The organism is Desulfosporosinus sp. I2 (assembly GCF_000960765.1).
In the GTDB taxonomy this organism is placed as follows: domain Bacteria; phylum Bacillota; class Desulfitobacteriia; order Desulfitobacteriales; family Desulfitobacteriaceae; genus Desulfosporosinus.
On record NZ_JYNH01000041.1, the window covers coordinates 1 to 21686 of the forward strand.

The window sequence follows — 21686 nt, forward strand, 5'->3', positions numbered from 1 at the left end:
ACTAATCACTTGTGCTTCGAGAATAGGACCGCAAATCTATGATTTAACATTCCTGATGTTAGATATACTCCCAGGAAGACGAGCGATCCGCCAAGGACCTGAGTTCCCGTAGTTCTTTCTCCCAAAATCCAGCTAATAATGGCAGTAAAGACAGGGATTAGATTCAGAAATATCCCCGCTTGGCTGATTCCAATTGCTCGAATGGACATATTCCAGAAAATAAATGAAAACACAGACGGAAAAATTGCGATGTAAAGAATCCCAGTCATTGTTAAGGGGCTGATCTTTGTCACATCGATCCCCTGCGCGATAGCAAACGGGGCCAAGAGTAACGTTGCAAACACAGCGGATACTGCCGTAGCAGTGATAGGGGGAACGCTTATAAGGCGCCTTCCAATAATTGAGTATAGAGTCCATATTACCACAGCCCCTAACATGAATACATCTCCCTTGTTATACTCATGTTGAAGTAACTGTCCAAAATTGCCTTGTGTTATGAGCACGAAAGCTCCTATCAGAGAAAGAACAATCCCTGAAGTTTGAAGCCATGTTATTCTTTCATGGAGTAAAAAGACAGAAAACAATACAATGACAGCAGGATTTAAGGCGCTAACTAACGCGGCATTCGTAGGCGAAGTGTACGCAAGGGCTGAATAAAGAACCAGGTTGTAACCGACGCTTCCCAATACTCCCATACTTATTAACGGGATCCATGCCTTTTTTACCATCTTCCATTTCGGTTTCTCAAGAAAGCAAGCGATCGGAATTAATAAAAGTAAGGCTAACAGCCAACGAGAGAAGGTAATCCAAAGCGGTGTCATCTCTATGATTACAAACTTGCCAAACACATAGTTCCCCGCCCAAAATAAAGTGGTTGCAACAAGTAACAGCCAAGCTCGATATTTACTCATTTATCTCCCATCTACTCTATTAGATTCAAGTTTTACAGTTTTTTATGCTTCTGGCTATAATAACGTTCACTTCTTTTTTCGCCGAATTTCCTGTTTCTCCTTCCTTTATAGGAAGTGCTATCAAATTTTCATAGTGTGAAAGATTTGGCATTAGAGGATTGACGATCTGATCCTTTTTACAATTGGAACATAAAAAAACACTTTGCTGAGGAGAACATATACTCAGTTACCCTCGACGTTCAAGAATGGTTGGACCGCCTGGTTATAAAGTGCGTTCCCGTCAATATGCCAACGAGATCCTACTTTATTTATCGTCATCAAATTCTTTTTCGTACTTATGACCTCTGTAATAATTGAACTTATTGGTAAGAAGAAAAATGGCTACAAATAAGACTATAAATATGAATAGGAAAATTACTGGACTATGCCAGTCATACACTGCTGATGTCTTGATCGAATTAAAAATTAGAACTATTGATGCAACCACTAGGACTCCAATTGCTACAAATAGGTACTTGATAGATGACTTTTTTCCTTGCTCGCTGTAAATACTTACCTTCAGCATATGCATTCTTATAAACTGATAGAGCGGGAAAAGTATCAAAATTAAATACTCAATAATACTTTCCTGTAAACTCATTTTAAACACCAAAGTTTTCACTAAAAATGATACAGCTACGCCATATAAAATAATAATTGCCATTTCACTTCTTATTTTCAGCTTGGCCTGTTCAATTCTTTCATCTTTCATGATTACCCCTCCCAAAAAATTTCGTCTAATGTTTTACCTAACGCTTTGCATATAGCGACACACAACTGTAATGATGGATTAAATTTTCCAGCTTCAATCATTCCGATTGTCTGTCTTGTTACGCCGACTGCTTCTGCCAAATGCTCTTGAGACATATCCAAAATAGCTCTTGCTGATTTCAATTTTAGATTTTTCAAACAGCGCCCCTCCTTATATTGCATACTATATACTATAATGTGCATTATGTAAACTATATATTGCATACGCCAAAAGGCCAGCTTACATTAACCCGTTATTCAAGCGGCTCTTTTTTAACCAGCTATTGGCGTTTTGAAATTTAGCCCCCTGTCTCATAATTTCAAAGATAGGACCGGTCCTAGAAAATCCTCGAATTTAAAGGGAACCCAAAAATGGGTTCCCTTTAAAAGGGCTTCTCTCCAATGTTACTGATGGTTACACTTTGGGTAATTTTCCCGGTGTCTTCAAGCAGGTTGTTTTCTTTAATAAAACTCTGGTATGACACGGCCGCAAGGACTCCTCCACTGGGTACCCTGAACCCATACCGTTCGAGCCTTCCCAGATTCCACCCCTTCCCCCCGGCTGCCTCCACCCCGGCTTGAAAAGCCTCGGGCCAAATGAAAAATGCGCCATGACTCTTTTCCATAAACATCCTCCCCCGTAAAATTTACTCTTGAATGGATGTAAGTTTCATGCCACCTTCCACTTAATTTTTATCTGTCCGGCGTTAGAACGCCGTTCGGTTTAGAAATCAGAAAAAAGATTATATGTCGTTCCGGGTACTTATACCCTGTAAAAATAAGGTAGTCCCTTTGCGGAAAAGGACCTTCTTGGTTTCCTTCTCCATGAATTTGGATTGATGATCTAATCCCGCATACAAGCTGAAGATAATTGCGGCCAATTCCTGTGGATTCTCATTTTTGAACTCGCCCCTGGTGATTCCCTCTGAAACGAGTTTCACGAAAGGTTCGAAGTTTTTGTACATAAGGGTCATTAATCTTTGACCGACTTCAGTATCCGCTCCCACCTTTTTATAAAACTCCCCTACAACTGAGAGCAGCGGTCTTTGGGGACCGTCAACAACATCGTCGGCAAATGCATAAAGTTTCTCGGTAGCGGATTCATATTGAGAAGATATTTTCCCCCATCTCTCCCAACCTTCCGTGAGGTTTTGCTCTAGAATGTAAAGAAACAAGTCTTCTTTGCTTTTGAAATGATAGTAGATGTTGCCTATGCTACGCCCTGTAGCGTCACAGATATCATCCATGGAGGTGGCAGCGTATCCCTTCTCGGAAAACAAGGCATGGGCTTTGGCAACTATAAAGTTTTTGGTTTGCTCTCCTCCGTCTCTGCGTTTACTCATATACCTACTCCTATCGTTTATTAAACAGAGCGCTCGCTCTATTTAAAGTATACTGTAAAATTTCCTGTTTTACAAATGTTTTATCACCACGCCCGAGCAATTTCCTTTTTAGGTTTCGTTCCTGATTTACAGCCTCAAAAGATAGGGTCAATTTCATTTTTAATATAAGTGAATATAAGAACATTAAGCGACAATTAGATAGACAAGAATACGAAGTAGTACGTACGACTAATGAAATGTTAAAAACTATGCCGGGAAGTGTAATTCCCAAATATTTTTGGCGGAACGAAGATCAATTCCAGGATACAGGCATAGGATTTAGCCTGATTTATGATGGAGTAGTAGCTTCTACAGCTTTTTCGTCGTGTAGGTTTGAGAACCTATTAGAAATTGGTATTGAGACCTTAGAAAAGTATCGAGGAAAAGGGTTTGCTTTATATGTTTGCTCAGTTCTGATTAATTATTGTATAGAAAATGGTTTGGAACCTATTTGGGCGTGTCGCATGGAAAATATTGCATCATACCAGTTAGCTCACAAGCTAGGATTTACATCGACACTTTATATCCCTTATTATCGGCTTTCAGTATAGAATTGTCATCTACGACCAATAATGACTTTTTTCTTAACAATAGCGCTAAGCCAGTATTCATCGATTCTTTCGTCCCACCGTCCACTTTTCAAACTTATCATAACGTTCGGCTATAGCTAGAATTCTTCATTTTTGTGTTATGTCCTGCTAATAACTGCTTTTTTCTACATTAAGTATGCAGCATTATGGCTCTGGTACTACTCAAGCCCAGACAAATAATTCAATTGTATTTTTTTGTTTGCTATAGCTTGGATGGCAAACAAAACGTCCCCTTTGCATTCCAAACGTCCCCTTTGCATTCCTTTGCATTGCCCAACATACAACATTTTTATCAAAAAAAATAAATTGCTGCTGCTACTTTCAACTGATGTGCCGTTTCTTCTTGCGGACTTTCCTGCAAAGAATCTCTTTTCGGGTACAGAGTAGACCGTAGGTTTTCCAGATCGTTCAGGCCTTCAAATAACTCCTTTTCCGGCCAGAGCATAATCATTGCATTGCAATAGGCGGTAAAAAATTAAGGCGTCCCTCACAGGACGGCCTTAAATAAAACAGCAAATTATTATTTTTAGCTTATTGGATTCCTAAGTGTTCCTTTAAGGCTTCTTGGAGAATGGATGAGAAATTGACATTATGAGCTTCTGCTTCTTCATTAAGCCAGGATGGAATGGATAGCGTTTTCTTTACAGCCTTAGAATTTTTATGACGGCGATATGCGGTCATGTCAACGTCAATCATTGTGACAAACTGTCCGTCATCCAAAGAGACATTGTTCGTCATCGACGGATTGGGAATATCTTCACCTTCATCTATTAGATAGTCTAGCCATGTCGCTAAAGCATCACGGGACATATAAATGGCGTTCGCAAGATCTTTGCCTTGACTATTGGTTCCGGGCAAATCAGGAAAGCGTATGGCGTATCCTTTTTCGACGGGTGTGAAAATCGCAGGAAAAACGTAGATCATTATTTAACCTCCTTTGCTATCTATATTAAACCCCTTAGATGGGGGGACTTCTTTCAGCCCCGCATCTTTTAGAATTTGTTGTGCTGTTACTTCATTGATCTCCCGGTGTTTTGGGACTTATACTGTGCTTCTTTCTCCGGTGGGCTTGTCATGTTTGTATATGTCATGTTCGCCTCCATGGCGTTTGAGATACCACCCAGCGGATTCGAGCTTTATTACTAAGTCCCGTTTTTTCATTTGTTTCACCTACCTTCCAATATAATTATACTACGTATTTTACGTATTAAAAGGACTTATTATAAGTTTTTCTCCGCAAAAATACGCATACATTCTTCATTCTTTTCAAAGGTTCTTTCACTCCAGGATCATGACCAGTAATAAAGAGTTATTTCTCGACTGGCTATAAGTCGTTGAATAACGTATTTAGGACCTTTTGCGTCCCGCGACTCCCTCTCCATCCAGAATTCCGGGTAAGGGGATAGATGCCTTGTTTCTCCAAGAGTTTGCGCAGTTTTTCCAGTTCGCGGATGATCACCGCCGTGGGACTGTATAATCCGAGTACGTACTCCTTGTATTTACGGGCCGAGGCTATGCGGACGCCTGTTCCGGTGTGGTGCATTCTAAGAAACTAAGTTTTATAAACGTAACTTGGCCAAAGGATTCTATCCATTGTTAAAGTGTGATCACGAGATTTTCAGGGTGGTGCTTCAACTGATTGTAAACCCAGCGGTAAACCTTCCAGTTTTGATAGATCAGGCTATTTTGCTTGGTGAGATCGTCGTAATATTTGTTAGAGGAAACCTTATTGGGATTGTGGTAGGTTTCCCCGTCAATTTCGATCGCTATTTTTAAGGTTTCACTTTCCGGAGCAAAGTCGATCCAGCGCCTGTGAAGCCTAAGATTCCCTTAGGTTCGCTCCTTTTATTGGTTATCCGCTCAACTAAAACTCTCTTGAACACCCCCTAGGAATATTGGCTTTAGCAAAGATGAAAGTCCTTTAGAGAAGACGTTCCCGACGGGAACGCCTTCTCTACTACTACTATTTTCATATCCAACGTCACTTTCTTTACCTTTTTGAGATTTCATTAGAGTTTCTGACAATCTCAACATATTTGAATAGCTCTTCACCTTCGTCTTCTCAACGAACGCTTACCCAACTACGACCAGTGGATCCCCAACATTGATCGCAAGGGAGGTTACTACATATAATACGACTCCATCTTGGGGGGCAAAATATTCACTCAGTATCTTAGCAAAATAATCACGAATTTCGCCAAGCTTTTGTCCTTTACTAACCCTCTCCTCCAAACGAACGGCAGGATACCAACATCCCGCATGGTCAGCATTGACCCCAGCCATTTTAGGCAGATAGGTTATTGCGCCATAGTCTTCAACTTCACCCGGTAACACCTTAAGATACTTGAGTACATTTTGGATCCCTCTTAGATAACTAGTTACTTCCTCTTCGTTCCACAATCCACATTGACCGATTTCTGCTAAGAAGCCTGGTAATCCCAGGGTCGTGGCTGACCCGTAAGTCCCATTCGTTGACAATGAGCCGACTACATAACGAATTCCCATCAGGCTGGCTGCCTCTTTAGACACACTCTCGATCTCCTCTTGAACTCCGGACGGATATAAAACAAAGGGTACTAAAGCCTCGTGAAGATCGCCGCCATGTAAGTCCATTTGAAAATCTGCTTGTGCATAAAGTTCGGTGGTAATGGTATAAGCGATTTTCTCACTGGTTGTTCCCAAGGCTTTTCCGGGAAAGACACGGTTGAAATTTTTTCCGTCATCCGGGCCAACATATTGCATCTTGGCGTGAAAAGCGGGCACATTCGCCACATGAACAATGGCAATTCTCCCCGACACATTTTGGGGGTCTAACTGATTAGCCAGACGTATTGCTGTTTCCACACTCGGGTACTCTCCGCCATGGGTCCCCGCAGTAATGATGACGGTTTTACCAGAGGTTTCTCCATTAATCAAGGTAACTGGCAATTCCAAATCACTATTTTCCACTCTGAGAGTACCCTGCACCTTTGATCCTGGCGGGGCTATAAGTTGACCCGCTTTAAAATCACTAGACATACTTATTCCTCCTCCAGCTATATCAGCCCATTAATGGAAAGTGGCAAGCAACATACCGACCATTTTCAGTAGCGCAAAGATCTGGTTCTTCAGTGCGACAAACTTCCCCTGCATAGGGACAACGAGGGTGGAAACGGCAACCTTTTGGCACATTAATCGGACTTGGTGGCTCCCCCTCAATCGCATATTCTCTTGTTCGTGCACGGGGATCTAGGATCGGCGCTGCTTTGATTAGAATTTGAGAATAAGGATGATAACCCTTCAAGAATAATTCTTCCGTGGGAGCCAGTTCCACGATTTTGCCCAGATACATGACTGCTACCCGATGTGCAACATGACGAACAACCCTTAGATCATGCGATATAAATAGAAGCGTAAGGTTTAGGGATCGCTGTAACTCACCCAAAAGATTAATGACTTGAGCCTGAATCGAGACGTCTAAAGCTGAAATTATCAAGACAATAAAGGGAAAAGCCATCACAATATCCAGAATTCTCATTAAAACTGTATCGATCCAGCCTCCATAATAGCCTGCCAGTAGGCCAAGCAAACTCCCCATTATGATGGGAACGGCGGTCGCCAGCAATCCTATGGTTAAGTCGATACGTGTTCCCCAGGCCACCCTCGAAAGGACATCCCGTCCAAAATTATCTGTGCCGAAAGGATGACTCCAGGACGGGCTCGCTAACATAGTATCCGAATTTTGAGCATTGGGGCTAAAATGCGCAACAAACGTTGGAAAAAGTGCAAAGAGCACCACCAGTGCGATGATGATAATTCCTCCGTTTAGAGCCGCACTCCGTCGCCAAAATGGAATCTTCTTCTTCAGTAGAGGCACTGCGAGAGAAGAACTATTGCTAAGGTCCTTTTGTTCAACAGGGATTTCTGTTGTAGTCATTTCAGTGCCTCCTTCTTACTCCAGCTTAACTCTAGGGTCAAGGAATGAATATGAAACATCGGTCAATAAATTAATCAATAAAACTAAGGCAGCAAAAAGGAAAACGACGGCTTGGACAACCGCATAATCTCTGCTAAAAATGGCCTGAACCATTAACGAACCTACGCCGGGAAGGGCAAAAACGGTTTCGATAATCACACTTCCTCCCAACATGTATGCCATTTGCATGGCCAATAAGGTTACAGTCGAGATGAGTGCATTTCTGATGACATGACGAGATATAACAGTCCTTTCACTCAAACCTTTGCTGCGAGCGAAATCCACGTAATCCATGCGCATGACATCCACAACGTTATTGCGTAAGTTTTTTACCAGCAGTGCCGCTGTTAAGAGAGATTGGGTAATTGCAGGGAGGACAAGACTTCGAAGGTGTTCTGGCCATGTTTCACCCCAGCCGCCCACTGGAAACCAATGGAGTTTTAGCCCAAACCCCAGTAACAATAACATTCCAACCCAAAATGCCGGCATACTTAAAGCGACTAGACTACCTGTCCTGATGATTTGATCGGGTAATTTATCTTTATGAAACCCAGCAATATAGCCAAGGGGAAAACTTACAATCACCGCGAAGAGAGCAGATAAGAGAGTCAAGCTGAGGGTTACGACCATCCGCTTGCCAAGCAATTGGCTGACAGGCACGACATACAAAATAGAATTTCCCAGATCTAAGCGTACAAGTGCCTTGAGAAAGAGGAAATATTGCACGTATAAAGGTTTATCAAGACCTAATCGTTTGTTTATTTCCACGATGAGATCCGGGGTGGCTTTGTCTCCGAGGATCACGGTTGCCGGATCTCCCGGAATTAATCGGATCATGAAAAAAATCAGGATTGTAACAACAATCAGCACAGGAATAATTTGCAATATGCGTTTTAAAATATAACTCAGTTGTCCCATTAATTGCACCTGCCTTTTTTCTAAAGCACGCCTCTTGAACTTCCTGAATGAATAGAGTAGGAGAAGAGGAATATCCCCTCCTCCTAATTAAACCTATTTCTTGTCGAGATTTTCAAACCGATAGTTTCCTAAGGGTGTTTGGACAAATCCTGTAATATTTTTATTCATTGCTACAGGGTTCATCGTTAAAACATGCTCTTCTGCCACATCGACACAGGTCTCGCGTTCCCCATTTCTAGCTAAGTAGGCGGCCAAAACACCACCGATGGCGCCCGTACCGACCACCGTGATCTCCTGTTTCACTAATTTCTCGTTCATCCATTCCCCTCCGTAACTAGACAAATTAGACCTGTCCCTTAAGCGATCTATTTAGAACATATGATGACCGCCGTCGACACTGATGATTTGACCACTTATATAACTCGCGTAGTCGGAAGCAAAAAACAAGACCGGATAAGCAATCTCCTCCGAGGTCCCCAGACGATGAAGAGATATGCCCTCCAATAGCACTTCTTGCTTCCCCTCGCCCATGGCGTTCCACTGTTTTTCTGGGGACGAATTGGAACGCACAAAACCCGGCGCTACATTATTAACGGTAATCCCGTAGGCTCCCAGCTCCCTAGCCATTTGTCGAGTGAAGCCAATCTGTCCGGCTTTAGAGGAGGCATAAGCCTGAATTCCTGTCAGACTAAAACTACGCCCGGCTCCGCTGGAAACATTAACAACCCTACCATAGCGCTGTTCTTTCATAATCGGGGCTGCTGCCTTAATGGTATAAAAAACTGCTTTAAGATTGACGGCATAAATAGCCTCCCATTCCCCTTCAGTTACTTCTTCAATCGGTTTATTTACCTGCCCGACGACCCTCCGGCATTGTTAATAAGGACATCGAGCCGACCCTCACCTTGAAAAACTTCCTGCGTTGCAGTTTGAACTTGTTCTTCCGCGGTTATATCAACCACTCTTACCTGTACTTGTCCACCCTTGTCGGCTACTTTTTGACCAAGAACCTTAGTCTCTTCAAGTTCATTGGCGATAACATCCCAGCCATAGACTTGCGCGCCCCGCCTTGCTAATTCCGAACATATTGCTCGCCCGAAACCATGGGCCGCTCCGGTGACGATACAAACCTTCCCAACAAAATCCACAATTCAGAACCTCCTTACAATTCGAGTGATAAAGTTTGTTAAACACTAGGTCAAATATTCGGGAATTGTTGTATATCAGCTAACTATGCAAAACTAATGCCAGGAATTTATCACGTTTTAAAATACACCAAGCCCTTTTAACTTGGGAAATTGTAAAAAAACAACCAATTTTTATTAATTGGTTGTTTAATAGGGTTTAATGGGTTCTTTTAAGCAACTCTCTTCACTCTTTAGATGCCTTGCCGTAGCTTCCCCTAACTGTGTGAGAGATGAACCACTGCGTCCTCCACGAATCGTCAACAGACCCCATTGCGCTAACAAATTCATTCGGTGTCTCAATTGTTGTTCGGAGAGGAAAACTCCTCTTCCAACTAGAGCCTCCTGAATTTGTCGCCGACCCGCACGATTGTTTGAACATAGATAGGCGTAAGCTAGTAAAACCGCACGACAATCCCCAGAGTATCCTTGCTTTTTGATTTCTTCCAGCACGTCCTCAACCTGCTTATCCATGTTCAAGTAAATGGTGGTTGGTTTCGCTATAGCAAGTTGATTCGAGAACTCCATGATAGGTAAATGTTGAGGCAGTACTTCGTGAGCTTCGATGTGCACAAGATATTCCACCATATTCTCCAGTTCACGTACATTTCCAGGCCACGAATAGGTACGCAAGACCTCCATGGCCGCAGAACTTACACTTAGCTGCCCTTTCCCATATTTGCTCAGAAAATAGGCAAGCAGGCGATCCAGATCTGCAATTCGTTCTCTTAGAGGTGGGACTCTGATCACTAAGACCTTCAACCTGTAGTACAAATCCGCTCTAAATATTCCTTGGCGGATCATCTCTTCAAGATTCCGATTCGTAGCCGCAATGACACGGACATCCACAGGGATCACTTCGTCTCCTCCGACACGCATTACTTCACGTTCCTGTAAGACACGTAATAAGCGATTCTGCATGGTTAGGGATGCATCCCCAATTTCATCGAGAAAAATTGTTCCTCCGTGAGCCTGTTCAAATAATCCAGGAGGGATTCTGGGTCGAATTTCATAGCAAAAAGAGATGATTCGGACAGGATATATCCTTCAAAGTCAAATTGGCTGCCACAAACTTCTTCTAATTGGGCCAAGATACTATCCAGTGTGTTCCTCCCTAAGGCAATAATGATAATTCCGTTTATCTTTTCCATCCTCTAGCCTCCACCAATTAGCAGTCCGGGTCCATCTGTACAGAACCTACTCTCATAACATAAAATGGGACTCAATAAAACACTCTAAAGTATTTTTTTGAGCCCCATTGCTCTATAAATTGCCTGAAATTTGCTTAATTGTATTCGTGTTTATTGCCAGTGTCAATGGAATATCCAGAATACTTTTTAATATACAACTCAATAATCCTCAGGATCACCTCTACGCCTTTTTCCAAAGCTGAGGTAGGAATAAACTCGTATCTACTGTGACAATTGTGCCCTCCCGCAAAAAAGTTAGGTGTGGGTAAACCCATATAGGAAAGTCTCGCCCCATCTGTGCCACCCCGAATCGGTTCAATATCCGGAGTTACTCCCACGTCCCACATGGCTTGCCTTGCTATGTCTACCATATACATAAATGGCTCAATCTTTTCCCTCATGTTTTTGTACTGATCTGTCAGTTCAATCGTAAAAATAGCGGCACCGTATTTCTGGTTAAGCCCTTCAATGAGGCTAAGCATTGTTTCTTTGCGTTTAGCAAACGATTCGCGGTCAAAATCTCGAATGATATATAGAAGGACAGTTTCTTCAACATTGCCAAGAATACCATTCAAGTGGTAAAACCCTTCGTAGCCGCTCGTATTGGCCGGAGTTTCTTGAGGAGGAAAAAGGGAGATAAATTCACTTGCTAACAACATTGAGTTAATCATTTTTCCTTTAGATCGTCCAGGATGAACATTTCTTCCATGAATCGTCACAACTGCTTTGGCTGCGTTAAAGTTCTCAAATTCCAATTCGCCCAGTGGGCCTCCATCCACAGTATACGCAAGATCTGCCCCAAATCCTTCCACATCGAAGTGGTCTGCTCCTCGGCCAATCTCTTCATCTGGTGTAAAACCGATGCAAATCTTACCGTGCGGAATTTCCGGGTGTGAAGTAAGATGCTCCAGCGCAGCCATGATTTCTGCAACACCAGCTTTATCGTCGGCACCCAATAAGGTCGTACCATCCGTTGTAATAAGGCTCTTCCCAATATATTGTTCGAGTTCCGGAAAATCCTCAAAGTTAAGTACAATATTTTGTTCTTCATTTAAGAGAATGTTTCCGCCAGAATAGTTCTCGATCAGCCTGGGATTCACGTCCCGTCCGGATATGTCTGGACTTGTATCTAAATGGGCGATAAAGCCAAGTGCGGGAACAGCGTTTTCCAGATTTGACGGTAGAGTGGCATAGATATGACCATATTGATCAAGGGATACATCCTTTAAGCCGAGTTCCTTCAATTCTTCGACTAAATCCCTGGCCAAGACCAGTTGGCAAGAGGTACTTGGTGTAGATGTCGATTCTCCATCCGATTGAGTGTCGTATTTTACATATCTTAAGAAACGATTGATGACGCTTGTCATGGATGAAACCCTCCTGGATTAAATTAGTTCTGTGTGGTAAGTTGACAAAATAATTAGCAATCTGTAATCCTAGAATAATGCAGTGATGCAATCGAAATTACCTCTTTAGAACGAATTATATAATACTTTTCTGCATTTCGCTTTATTTTACCAAAAACATACTTGATGCAGAAATTCTTCTCTTTTTAGGCGGGTATAATATATGAAGCACGTTGATTGTTCCACTCAACGTGCTTCATGTATTATGTTTAGGATACTGTATCATGTCAATCGACTATTTCATTGACCACCCTGAAGCTCACTAGATATGCTTTGATGTTGCCATTTTGGAGCAGACTGCATATAAGGCACTCCATCAATTATTTCCCATCGTTCATTTTCCGGCCAAGTTATATAATCAGCGTAGGTATGTTTTTTATTTTCTTCTGGTAAGGACATCACATGATCCGCCCTTTCTTAATTTTCGATATAATCATGGCCTTCCTTTGATCGCCAAACCATTTCCCATATTATAACATATCTTTGATTATTTTTTCCTCAGTTCAATAAATCTTGCTATTGACAAGTTCTCTATGAATATCCCATCATCCGCTATAGAATTGCCAACTCGAGTCTTTTCAATCAATCTTTTCTCCGCGTTACGGTACGATACCGGTGGAACTGTTGAACTATCCTTTTAAAGAATTTTCTATTGCTAAAGCCAGTTGGTCTGGACAGGATGTTCCCTTCTGACACTTGATTCCTTTTAATCGTTTCACGACATCTACTGCATCCATTCCTTCCACAAGTCTCGATACGCCCTGAGCATTTCCAGGACAGCCCTTTACAAACTCTACATTCTTAAGCTTGCCATCAATGATATAAAAGCTAATTTCCTTTGAACATACTCCTACGGGAATATGTTTAATTATATTACCCATCTAAATAAACCCCTTTTTCAATAGTTAGAAATAAAAAAGCTCCTTGCTATTGCACTCCTCTCGCATTCCAATGAGCAAGCTAACAATTTGCTTTCCATTATACTGGGTATTTAAAGAGAATCCAAATTTGACATAAAACTTCTTTAGATCTTTAATGGAAGCTATTCAAAAGCAACTCCTTGCCAACGAAGGTATCCGTTTAAAGGAAAATGGGTTCTTCATCACGAACCCCGGCAACGGCTCTCCTTTTGAGCTTAGCGCCAACTGGTAAAAATTTACTTATCTGAAGGTATTACTTACAATATTAGTAATACTTTTTAGGAATCGCCTTCATTCGGTTGGCGATGCCCAGTTCGCTGTGGTAAAAGGGCAGCAGAAAGATAGCATCCTCACCATCGGGCATGACGGCCTTTTCCTCGATCATCCGATCCAGCATTGAGTCAACCCGTGATTTCTCAATCTCAAGGATTTTTTCCGACTCTTCCAGAAGCTGTTCCCGGGTGCCATAACAGTGTCCATCGTTGGAAAGTTCGTTAAGGACATACACAATCCAGTCCGCTACCCAAGTATTTTTGAATACCTGTAACCGTGGCCGGCAAGGTTTCTCTATAATCCTGCGCCGCAAACTGCTTGCCGAACTTGCTGTCCATCTTCCATTCCCCTTTAATTCGAATGATGGATCCAACATTTACCGCGGCCAAGCTTCCCACAACTGTTACCAGGTCCGTAAACCCCTTGGTTTTTATCTTGATGACACTAAAGCCATTCTCTGCATTTTCGAAGGTAATTCTCTCGACAACTCCGCTTAGGTATTCCATTTTTTTGCCCCGCCTATCATCGGGAAATCCAAGGGTAGACAATTAATTAGAGAGGGGGATGGTTCCCCTCTCACCTCACTCCGTAAAGTTAAAGGAGTAGTTATTAAACCATAATTGGACCTTTTTAGTCTTTTGCTAAATCTAACAAACCATTTCCTTCCAAGCATTTTGGATTACCAAGTGCATTTGTTCTCTTCATTAATTGAGCATAAATTTCATTTTCCGATAATGTTCTTTCGAATTCTTTTTCACATTGTTTAATAATTAATGCAGATCCTCCCGAAACGTGTGGAGTTGCCATTGAAGTTCCTCTCAATGTTGCATATCCTCCACCTATATAAGTTGACAAAATTCCATCTCCTGGTGCAACCAAATCTACATTCTTATTTGAATTACTGAAACAAGCTATTTTTTTATTTAAATCAACTGCACCAACTTCTACAACTTCTTGATATGCTCCTGGATAATCTAATTCATCTGTTTGGGGGCTACAATCTCCACCATTACCAGCTGCACAAACGACTAATATACCGTTATTCACTGCATTTTTTACAGCCTGGTGTAGTTCTGGAACATCTTGAGGTCCTCCTAAAGACATTGAGATTACTCGTGCTTTTTCTCCACCGGGACCTCTCCAGTTTACCGCATAATTAATCCCATTAATAATCCACTCATATGCCCCCGATCCATTACCTGCAAGAACTTTTATAATGAGTAGCTTAGCTAATGGTGCCACTCCTAAAACCCCTATATTGTTTTCTGATGCCGCAATTGTACCTGCTACATGAGTACCATGCCCCACATTATCAGAAAAGTTATTAGGATCACTATTATAATCTGTAGTAAAATTGCGTCCGCCAATAATACGATCTTTTAAATCTACATGATCGGTTTGGCATCCTGTATCTAATACAGCAACTACAATGTCCTTACCCTTTTCACTCTTATCCCATGCTGTTGGGGCGTTAACAAGTTTCACACCGGCAGGTATTTCAGTAAAAGTAACCTCGCAAGCAATCGATAATACTTCATAAGGAATTAATTTTACTTCATTATTGTTTGATTCTTTTAAATAGTTATGACTCATCTTTCTTCACCTCAAAATCATTTTATTTAAAAACTCCTGAACTAAATAGTAGCGTTCCGCATCGACTTATTCTTGGCAATCCACAGCCAATTTAGAGAGTGCATATCTACTTTGGCTAGACTTCCGATAACGAATTGTAATGCCCCCGTTTGTCAAAGGCCAACGTCGAATGCTTCATCATTCCTGTGCTTTTGACGGCAGTCAGTTTCAGACCCCAGGTAGATAAGATCTAGGGTGACTCCATAAAGATTAATAAGTTTCGATAATAAATTATAATCTATCTGACCAGAATCAATCTCCAATTCATTTATCGTCTCAGTTGATACTCCACAATATCTGGCAACCTCATCTTCCGTATACCCGCAGGAAACTCTAACAGCGCGCATGGTAAATTGCATAATTTCATCCCCTCGCTCGTACCAGTAGGACTTTAGTCCCAAATTGTGCAATTCATTCGGACAATTCCAGCATATACCAATTCGATTGTCGAAATCGTTAAAACATTGTAAACTAAAAACTAATTATTTTTTGGACAATCGGTATAGTAGCACTAATGTGTACTAGCAGGAATTTCGCCTAATAAATGATTTCCACGAGTGATGGGAATTGAATCTCATGACTATTACTATTATTATTTTTAATTTTGTAATACCAATAAAAAAGGCAACATAATTTTGATATTGCAAGCAAAAAAAGATAAGGAAATATCCTTATCTGTGCGGGCAAGGCAACCTTACCGGTTGGTGAGAAGTAGCTCGGTTTGACGCTGGCTACTTTTTACCTGTCAAGAAAAATATTTTATCTACTAATTGCTTTTATCACCTCCACGATTAAAACTAGTAAACTTACTAGTAATGAACAGGATCCGATCGCAATCATCAGCGTTTCATATGTTTTCATGAGCCCCAGTTCCTCCCTTCAGAGAGAAATTGGTTGCATACCCGCAAAACACAATATTTAGTTCTATTACAATATATACGGTTATATTTCCGTTAGTCATTTTTCCGGAAAATAAAGTCGTCCATAAGGGGTGGCTTGCACCCTTGCTACTCGCCATGTAATCCTGAACCTCTGCTTCAACTAGTTTGTCTTAATATTAATCCGATTTAATCGGAAAGTCAACCTATATTTTTTAATCTGACCTACTATTTATTATTGGTAAAATCGGATATACTCGGAATAGAATATTTTTGACTTTGGAGGGAATTATGTGGCACGTAGCAAGTATACTGAGGTTGAGCTTGGCATGATCGCGGACATTTCTGGCAACCTCAAACGGATCCTACATCTTAAAGGTGTTAGTCAAACCGATCTAAGCAATAAAACTGAATTACCAACAAGCACAATATCAGACTACGTGAATGGAAAAACATTGATTCCCCCTGGTAATCTACAAAAGATTGCCGACTCATTAAATGTCTTAAAGTCTGACATAAATTCATCATTTAAGAAAGCTCAGTCATATAAGTCTATCCCCCTTATCGACAGGATCTTTGCTGGCGAAGGATTACTAGCTGAGCAGAATGTTGAGGGCTATATCCATTATCCATTCCTTGATAGTCGTCAACCAGATTATGCTTTGAAGGTGAAGTATGACAGCATGGCCGATGCCGGTATCGAGTCTGGCGATATTGTCTTCATGCGTTATGCGCAGTGGGCAGATTATAATGGTCAAATCGTGGCCGCACTCATCAACAATGACAAAGAGGGAACCCTAAAGCGTATAAAATGGTCGGAAGGATCACCTCTAATAAAGTTAATGCCTGGAAATAGCAAGCATAAAGTGATTGAAGTTCTGCCAAATCAAGTGCGAGTACTCGGAGTTTATATGGGCCACTTCAGACCAGAAAGTCATGAAGAAATAGCTAAGGGCTGAGATATCATGCAGGGTAACAAGGCCGTCACACATCCATTTTCATGTCATCATCTTAGTGCTTAATCAATTGGAATCTCTAGCATTTCGTGGTTGCTTTTTGAATAAGTCATTCTTTGGACGTCTAGTTCCAACTCATCTCCAGTACCCAAGAAACGTAGTGTTCTTGTATGAATGATCGTACCATCGTGCAGTTTATCAGACTTATCCATAATGGTTTGTTCTAGAGAAACTTTCTTTCCATCCATGATTAGATAAACCCGACTTAATATTAGGCTTTCTTCACTGCTAATGGTTATATGTGTCTCTCCCTGAGACGTTTCGATTTTAGTGATCTCTACCATTTGCCCTAGAATATTAAGACTCTGCTTCTCTCCATCGCTAGTTTTGTTTAACCTAAACTGTTGATTCACGTCGTGCTCAGCTACAAACCTCACCAGTTCCAGTTGGAGATTCTCTAAATCTTGGGGCAACGGATCATAATCTCTATGAAACGTGATTCCTTTCATACCCGAGCTAGTGCCACCTCCTTGTTGCGGAACTTCTTTTCCATTCGCAATGAGCTTTAGCGTAAGGTCTGCCGATCGAAATCTCTCTCCACTGAGTTGCCCTTTAGCCAATTCAAAAATGGTTTGCATCGAACCATTGATCACTGTTTTTGTAGGGGAAGCAAGAATCGAATCAATGGTTATTGAGGTATTATCCACTTCGATCGTTTTATTGAGAGTCTTTTTTAAAGTGTGCCCCATCACAGTATTTCTGTTTAAGGTAAAGCTGATCTCGGCAGCTTGCTGTCTTAGGGAGAATTTTAAAGTTAAGTTTTTTTCAAACGGCATAGGTGACTCGAAGCTGGAGAGATACTTCATTTCTGTTTTTTCTTCATTCATCGTTCCCTGCGAATTCTGAAAGTGGTAGTCTCCCCAAAAAGCTTTTAGCGACATAATTGGTGAGATATTGTCTTCATCGACGTGCCCCGAAGGATCGTTAACAGTATAAAACAATAAAAGTTGATTTTCATCTAACATGACATAATCCACGGTTAATGAGACTCCGTTATCAAAACTAACACTCTTTCCGATCGATTGTCCTTTGCCAATGTCACTTAATTATCAACCCTCTATGCTTTAGTACGTTGTTAGTACGTTGTTACTATTTTTGTTCGATTTCGGTAACACATTTGCTTTTGATCGTTTCAACCAGAAATTGCAGCGCATCAACAACATGTGGTCTGATGTCGCCGCCTATCAGTACATACATTATGTCGTCGCCAAGTTCAAGATGGCCTTCATTAAGCCAAACCCTGACATAGAAAATACCATCCATCTTATAGGTTTCAGCAATCGCCGTATCAACCTTTGCCGCATCATAAGCAAATTCCATTCCCGTTACGATTGAACCGTCATCAATCCCTTGTCGTACCTTGGCTTTAGGCGTTTGGCGCACAACACCATTATGAACTAAAAACATCCCTTCCTGTAAAGCGGCCGGGTCAGTTTTTGCTTCTTTGAGCCATTCATCCATTGATGGCGATAGTTTTTTCGTTTTTTCATTAATCATAAACTAATACACTCCCATTAAAATTCTAAAGCATAGTTTCTGAATCACGCTGTATGAATTCTTTTATGCCTTCACAGTCAAAAATGGCCGGTTCAGACCAGTAGATTCTCATTTATTTAATACCCTTTTCTTATCTTCTTCATGTGAATACACTTTCCCTTCTTTGGCTCAACCTCGTATAGAATACTCGACATCATTGGGTTCTCGAAATTATTCTGTCTGGTTTAATACTGATCATTTTCTTTTCTTAATCAATTCTTCCAGCTGCTGTTTTGCTTCTGGAGACAAGGCATCTATTAGATAATTACGGTCTCTTCCCTGAATTTCCTGATATTCATGATTGATTCTTTCATTAGCCCCCTCGATCTCAACCTTCAGTTCTCTGGCGGATAATAAGGCACACCCTGCACCCCTGATAATAAGCTGCTGTAAACCGTCTGACGTTGCAACGGTGATATTATAGTTTTTCTGATGATCATGGGCAAATTTTTCAATATACTGGTCCGCCGTTTGTGCCTCCCTGGTATATACCATATGGATAGTATGGTAGTCGATTACTTCCTCCAAATGCCCCTGAACACGGTAAGCATCAAACACAATGATAATCTGACATTTTCGAATCCCCTGATAATTACTTAGAGTATCCAGCAATTTCATCCTGGCGCCGTCCATATTGTCATCGACAAGCTCTTTCAGCTCAGGCCAGGCATGGATAATATTATAGCCGTCCACCAGGAGATACTCTTCTTGGGTTTCCTTCTGTCTGTTGACAGAGGGGACAGGTTCATAATAACTTTCGAGGGCTGTTTTGCGTCTTTTCCAGGCAGACTTCTTCCCTTGGTTCGCATAGAAGGTGCTGTTGATGATTTGGTCAATCTCATCTAAACTGATCCACTTCTCTTCAGTATATGAGGCCTGGATTTGGGCTGTTTCTCCCGATAAATCGTCTTTTTTCTGAAGATAGCTTTCAACATGCATGTAGTCCTTTACTGCATCCCAATCCACCAAAAAGCCCGCCCCATGGGCACAAAACACAGAACCAGTCGGGTTTTCTGTGTCTCTTTCTGGATCATAGCCGATACTTTCTATAACCTCTGACCCATTATGGCATGGTGCGTACCCTTTCAGGCTGCAAAACAGCCTGCCAAGCCCTTTGCTATAGGCAACTACCTCTTTCTGATAATTTCTCAGGGTAATAACGGGGGCGCTCCCCACAAGAACCGCCATCTCGCCATTGGTCTGTGATAGTTCGCATGTGCCCTGCATTTTCTCAATGTCAGTCATAGCTCTGCCTACCATTTTCACAGGCAGTTCCAGTTGAAAGGCATAAAACGGCTCCAACAATATGGACTTGGCCTCCTTTAAGCCCTGACGCACTGCACGGTAGGCCGCCTCTCTGAAGTCACCGCCTTCAGTATGCTTATTGTGTGCTCGACCAGAAACTAACGTGATTTTCAGATCTGTAATTCCTGACCCTGTGAGAACTCCTTTATGGGCTTTTTCTTCCAGATGGGATAAAATAAGTCTTTGCCAGCTTTTACCCAACACATCCTCACTGCATTCCGCCTCAAACTGAAGACCACTTCCCGGCTCGCCCGGCGTGAGTAACAGGTGGACCTCTGCATAATGCCGCAATGGTTCAAAGTGCCCTACTCCTTCGACTACATTAACAATAGTCTCCTTATAGACAATCCTTCCTGCATCGAAGGCCACTTCAACGCCAAAACGGCTTTGGATAAGACTCTGCAGAATTTCAATCTGCACCTCTCCCATAATCTGTGCCTGAATTTCCTGCAACTGCTCATCCCAGGCAATATGAAGTTCCGGCTCCTCTTCTTCTATCTGACGCAGCTTGGGAAGCATCACTCTTGGGTCACAGCCTTCCGGCAGAATAATCTGATAGGACAGCACGGGTTCCAAAACTGGTGGATCTGAAGCTTGCTCTAACCCTAAACCGTCTCCCGGTCTGGTTTGGCTGAGCCCTGTTACTGCGCATACAGAACCCGCCCCGATCTCATTCACTGCCTCGAATTTCTGTCCGGAATAGATACGAATTTGATTAACTTTCTCTTCCCAGATACTATTCGTTAAGACATCTTTCACCTTAAGTTTTCCGCCTGTCAGCTTCATGTAGGTAAGACGGTTCCCCTGCTCATCTCTTGCTATTTTGAATAGTTTAGCCCCGAATTCAGCTGGGTAGGCAGGTATCAGGGCATACTTCACAATACCCTGCATCAATGGCTCAACGCCCTCTAGTTTTAAAGCGGAACCAAAAAAGCACGGAAAAACTCTGCGCTCCGTGACAGCTCTCTTAATCTGCGAAGTTTCAATATCTCCCGTTTCCAGAAAGGTTTCCATCATTATTTCTTCACGCATGGCCAGCTGGTCGTAGAAATCGTCCGTCTCAACTTGTCCAAATTCAATAGACCCATCATCCAGCTGCTTTTTCAATTCTTTCATTAACTTGTCCTTATCCGTCCCGCTCTGATCCATTTTATTGACAAATAAAAAAACAGGTATCTGATACATGTCAAGCAGTCGCCATAATGTTTTGGTATGCCCCTGCACCCCATCCGCACCGCTTATCACTAAAATGGCATAATCCAGCACCTGAAGTGTTCTCTCCATTTCAGCCGAAAAATCCACGTGTCCCGGGGTATCTAGTAAGGTAATCTGAGTCTCACCTATTTCGAACAAAGCCTGCTTGGAGAAAATAGTGATACCTCTTGCTCTTTCTAGCTCATAGGTATCTAAATAAGCATCCTTTTTGTCCACCCTTCCCAATCGGCCAATTTTACCGCTCAGATAAAGCAGACCCTCTGATAATGTCGTCTTGCCCGCATCCACATGTGCTAATATTCCAAGGACTAATTTTTGCATAATCTATTTCAAATCCCTCTGTTCTATGTTTTAAAGTGTAGGTTTACAAGTTATATGCTCTCAAATAACAACGTTTAGCTTTACTAAACATGATTACATTTTATACAATTCGAGAATTGTTAACTCTAATTATATCACTAAGAGAAATTGCCTCAATGCGCTCATGAGATGTCGCTACTCAAAGTTCTACTTCTTGGTTATGCATATTCCCTTTTCACTGGGATTAAGGCTATACCAAAACACGATGCGCCCATCAGCCAAGACG

27 protein-coding genes and 2 pseudogenes are annotated in these 21686 nt (G+C 41.8%); 2 read left to right on the top strand and 27 right to left on the bottom strand.

What is annotated here, in order from left to right:
- Positions 1-5 precede the first annotated feature (5 nt).
- The 5 genes from UF75_RS11270 to UF75_RS11290 form a co-directional block, all read right to left on the bottom strand.
- Positions 6-911 carry a DMT family transporter gene (locus UF75_RS11270; RefSeq protein WP_045574702.1) on the bottom strand — a complete coding sequence of 302 codons (906 nt, stop codon included), beginning with the start codon at positions 909-911 and terminating at the stop codon, positions 6-8.
- A gap of 304 nt (positions 912-1215) precedes the next feature.
- A complete protein-coding gene (locus UF75_RS11275; RefSeq protein WP_045574703.1) occupies positions 1216-1662 on the bottom strand; it encodes a DUF6773 family protein in 447 nt (148 codons plus the stop codon).
- 2 nt (positions 1663-1664) lie between these two features.
- Positions 1665-1859, bottom strand: coding sequence for a helix-turn-helix transcriptional regulator (locus tag UF75_RS11280; RefSeq protein ID WP_045574704.1), 195 nt, complete (start codon positions 1857-1859; stop codon positions 1665-1667).
- Between the two features lie 224 nt (positions 1860-2083).
- The gene (locus UF75_RS11285) at positions 2084-2326 is read right to left on the bottom strand and encodes a PEP/pyruvate-binding domain-containing protein (RefSeq protein ID WP_045574705.1); all 243 of its coding nucleotides are present in this window, start codon (positions 2324-2326) and stop codon (positions 2084-2086) included.
- Positions 2327-2443: 117 nt separating this feature from the next.
- The gene (locus UF75_RS11290) at positions 2444-3043 is read right to left on the bottom strand and encodes a TetR/AcrR family transcriptional regulator (protein WP_045574706.1); all 600 of its coding nucleotides are present in this window, start codon (positions 3041-3043) and stop codon (positions 2444-2446) included.
- A gap of 164 nt (positions 3044-3207) precedes the next feature.
- Between UF75_RS11290 and UF75_RS11295 the strand changes: the two genes are divergently transcribed.
- A complete protein-coding gene (locus UF75_RS11295; protein ID WP_282433795.1) occupies positions 3208-3633 on the top strand; it encodes a GNAT family N-acetyltransferase in 426 nt (141 codons plus the stop codon).
- 570 nt (positions 3634-4203) lie between these two features.
- On the opposite strand, the gene UF75_RS11300 is transcribed toward UF75_RS11295, so the two are convergent.
- The 19 genes and pseudogenes from UF75_RS11300 to UF75_RS30045 form a co-directional block, all read right to left on the bottom strand.
- Entirely contained in the window at positions 4204-4596 is a 393-nt protein-coding gene (locus UF75_RS11300) for a type II toxin-antitoxin system HicB family antitoxin (RefSeq protein ID WP_045574707.1), read from the bottom strand.
- A gap of 117 nt (positions 4597-4713) precedes the next feature.
- The gene (locus UF75_RS27080) at positions 4714-4833 is read right to left on the bottom strand and encodes a type II toxin-antitoxin system HicA family toxin (protein WP_348983049.1); all 120 of its coding nucleotides are present in this window, start codon (positions 4831-4833) and stop codon (positions 4714-4716) included.
- 456 nt (positions 4834-5289) lie between these two features.
- Positions 5290-5487, bottom strand: a pseudogene (locus UF75_RS31025) (hypothetical protein); the annotation flags it as partial.
- A gap of 258 nt (positions 5488-5745) precedes the next feature.
- Positions 5746-6690, bottom strand: coding sequence for a M14 family metallopeptidase (locus UF75_RS11305; RefSeq protein ID WP_045574708.1), 945 nt, complete (start codon positions 6688-6690; stop codon positions 5746-5748).
- 22 nt (positions 6691-6712) lie between these two features.
- Positions 6713-7588, bottom strand: coding sequence for an oligopeptide/dipeptide ABC transporter ATP-binding protein (locus UF75_RS26245; protein ID WP_052693178.1), 876 nt, complete (start codon positions 7586-7588; stop codon positions 6713-6715).
- Positions 7589-7603: 15 nt separating this feature from the next.
- On the bottom strand, positions 7604-8545 hold the full coding sequence (locus tag UF75_RS11315) for an ABC transporter permease (RefSeq protein ID WP_045574709.1): 942 nt from the start codon (positions 8543-8545) through the stop codon (positions 7604-7606).
- A 93-nt stretch (positions 8546-8638) separates the two neighbouring features.
- Positions 8639-8863, bottom strand: a complete 225-nt coding sequence (locus tag UF75_RS11320; RefSeq protein ID WP_045574710.1) for a 2-dehydropantoate 2-reductase N-terminal domain-containing protein — start codon at positions 8861-8863, stop codon at positions 8639-8641.
- A 51-nt stretch (positions 8864-8914) separates the two neighbouring features.
- Positions 8915-9385 carry an SDR family oxidoreductase gene (locus UF75_RS30710; RefSeq protein ID WP_197079381.1) on the bottom strand — a complete coding sequence of 157 codons (471 nt, stop codon included), beginning with the start codon at positions 9383-9385 and terminating at the stop codon, positions 8915-8917.
- Positions 9386-9393: 8 nt separating this feature from the next.
- Entirely contained in the window at positions 9394-9693 is a 300-nt protein-coding gene (locus UF75_RS30715; protein ID WP_197079379.1) for an SDR family NAD(P)-dependent oxidoreductase, read from the bottom strand.
- A gap of 186 nt (positions 9694-9879) precedes the next feature.
- Positions 9880-10758, bottom strand: a complete 879-nt coding sequence (locus UF75_RS11330) for a sigma 54-interacting transcriptional regulator (RefSeq protein ID WP_348983050.1) — start codon at positions 10756-10758, stop codon at positions 9880-9882.
- Positions 10653-10880: a hypothetical protein gene (locus UF75_RS30030; RefSeq protein WP_045574711.1), complete on the bottom strand. Its 228-nt coding sequence runs from the start codon at positions 10878-10880 to the stop codon at positions 10653-10655. Before UF75_RS30030 ends, UF75_RS11330 begins: the two co-directional genes overlap by 106 nt.
- A gap of 134 nt (positions 10881-11014) precedes the next feature.
- The gene (pepT, locus tag UF75_RS11340) at positions 11015-12286 is read right to left on the bottom strand and encodes a peptidase T (protein WP_045574712.1); all 1272 of its coding nucleotides are present in this window, start codon (positions 12284-12286) and stop codon (positions 11015-11017) included.
- 294 nt (positions 12287-12580) lie between these two features.
- A pseudogene (locus UF75_RS28215) lies at positions 12581-12724 on the bottom strand (Uma2 family endonuclease); the annotation flags it as partial.
- A gap of 230 nt (positions 12725-12954) precedes the next feature.
- The gene (locus tag UF75_RS11345; protein ID WP_045574713.1) at positions 12955-13206 is read right to left on the bottom strand and encodes a TIGR03905 family TSCPD domain-containing protein; all 252 of its coding nucleotides are present in this window, start codon (positions 13204-13206) and stop codon (positions 12955-12957) included.
- Between the two features lie 304 nt (positions 13207-13510).
- Positions 13511-13753 (bottom strand): hypothetical protein, encoded by a 243-nt coding sequence (locus UF75_RS30035; RefSeq protein WP_045574714.1) that lies wholly within the window; start codon positions 13751-13753, stop codon positions 13511-13513.
- The gene (locus UF75_RS30040) at positions 13740-14024 is read right to left on the bottom strand and encodes a hypothetical protein (protein ID WP_045574715.1); all 285 of its coding nucleotides are present in this window, start codon (positions 14022-14024) and stop codon (positions 13740-13742) included. The genes UF75_RS30035 and UF75_RS30040 overlap by 14 nt, the downstream gene beginning before the upstream one ends.
- Positions 14025-14148: 124 nt before the next feature.
- The gene (locus tag UF75_RS11360; RefSeq protein WP_045574716.1) at positions 14149-15111 is read right to left on the bottom strand and encodes a S8 family peptidase; all 963 of its coding nucleotides are present in this window, start codon (positions 15109-15111) and stop codon (positions 14149-14151) included.
- Positions 15112-15263: 152 nt separating this feature from the next.
- On the bottom strand, positions 15264-15509 hold the full coding sequence (locus UF75_RS11365) for a helix-turn-helix transcriptional regulator (protein WP_045574717.1): 246 nt from the start codon (positions 15507-15509) through the stop codon (positions 15264-15266).
- Positions 15510-15909: 400 nt separating this feature from the next.
- Positions 15910-16011 carry a putative holin-like toxin gene (locus tag UF75_RS30045; RefSeq protein WP_242860197.1) on the bottom strand — a complete coding sequence of 34 codons (102 nt, stop codon included), beginning with the start codon at positions 16009-16011 and terminating at the stop codon, positions 15910-15912.
- Positions 16012-16321: 310 nt separating this feature from the next.
- Here UF75_RS30045 and UF75_RS26250 point away from each other — a divergent pair, with 310 nt between their 5' ends.
- Positions 16322-16987: an XRE family transcriptional regulator gene (locus tag UF75_RS26250; RefSeq protein WP_052693182.1), complete on the top strand. Its 666-nt coding sequence runs from the start codon at positions 16322-16324 to the stop codon at positions 16985-16987.
- Between the two features lie 59 nt (positions 16988-17046).
- On the opposite strand, the gene UF75_RS11375 is transcribed toward UF75_RS26250, so the two are convergent.
- The 3 genes from UF75_RS11375 to UF75_RS11385 all read right to left on the bottom strand — a co-directional run bounded on the left by UF75_RS11375 (position 17047) and on the right by UF75_RS11385 (position 21421).
- Positions 17047-18081, bottom strand: a complete 1035-nt coding sequence (locus UF75_RS11375; protein WP_156146388.1) for a DUF4179 domain-containing protein — start codon at positions 18079-18081, stop codon at positions 17047-17049.
- A 52-nt stretch (positions 18082-18133) separates the two neighbouring features.
- Positions 18134-18541 carry a molybdenum cofactor biosynthesis protein MoaE gene (locus tag UF75_RS11380; protein ID WP_045574718.1) on the bottom strand — a complete coding sequence of 136 codons (408 nt, stop codon included), beginning with the start codon at positions 18539-18541 and terminating at the stop codon, positions 18134-18136.
- Between the two features lie 234 nt (positions 18542-18775).
- A complete protein-coding gene (locus tag UF75_RS11385) occupies positions 18776-21421 on the bottom strand; it encodes a TetM/TetW/TetO/TetS family tetracycline resistance ribosomal protection protein (protein WP_045574719.1) in 2646 nt (881 codons plus the stop codon).
- Positions 21422-21686: the final 265 nt, after the last annotated feature.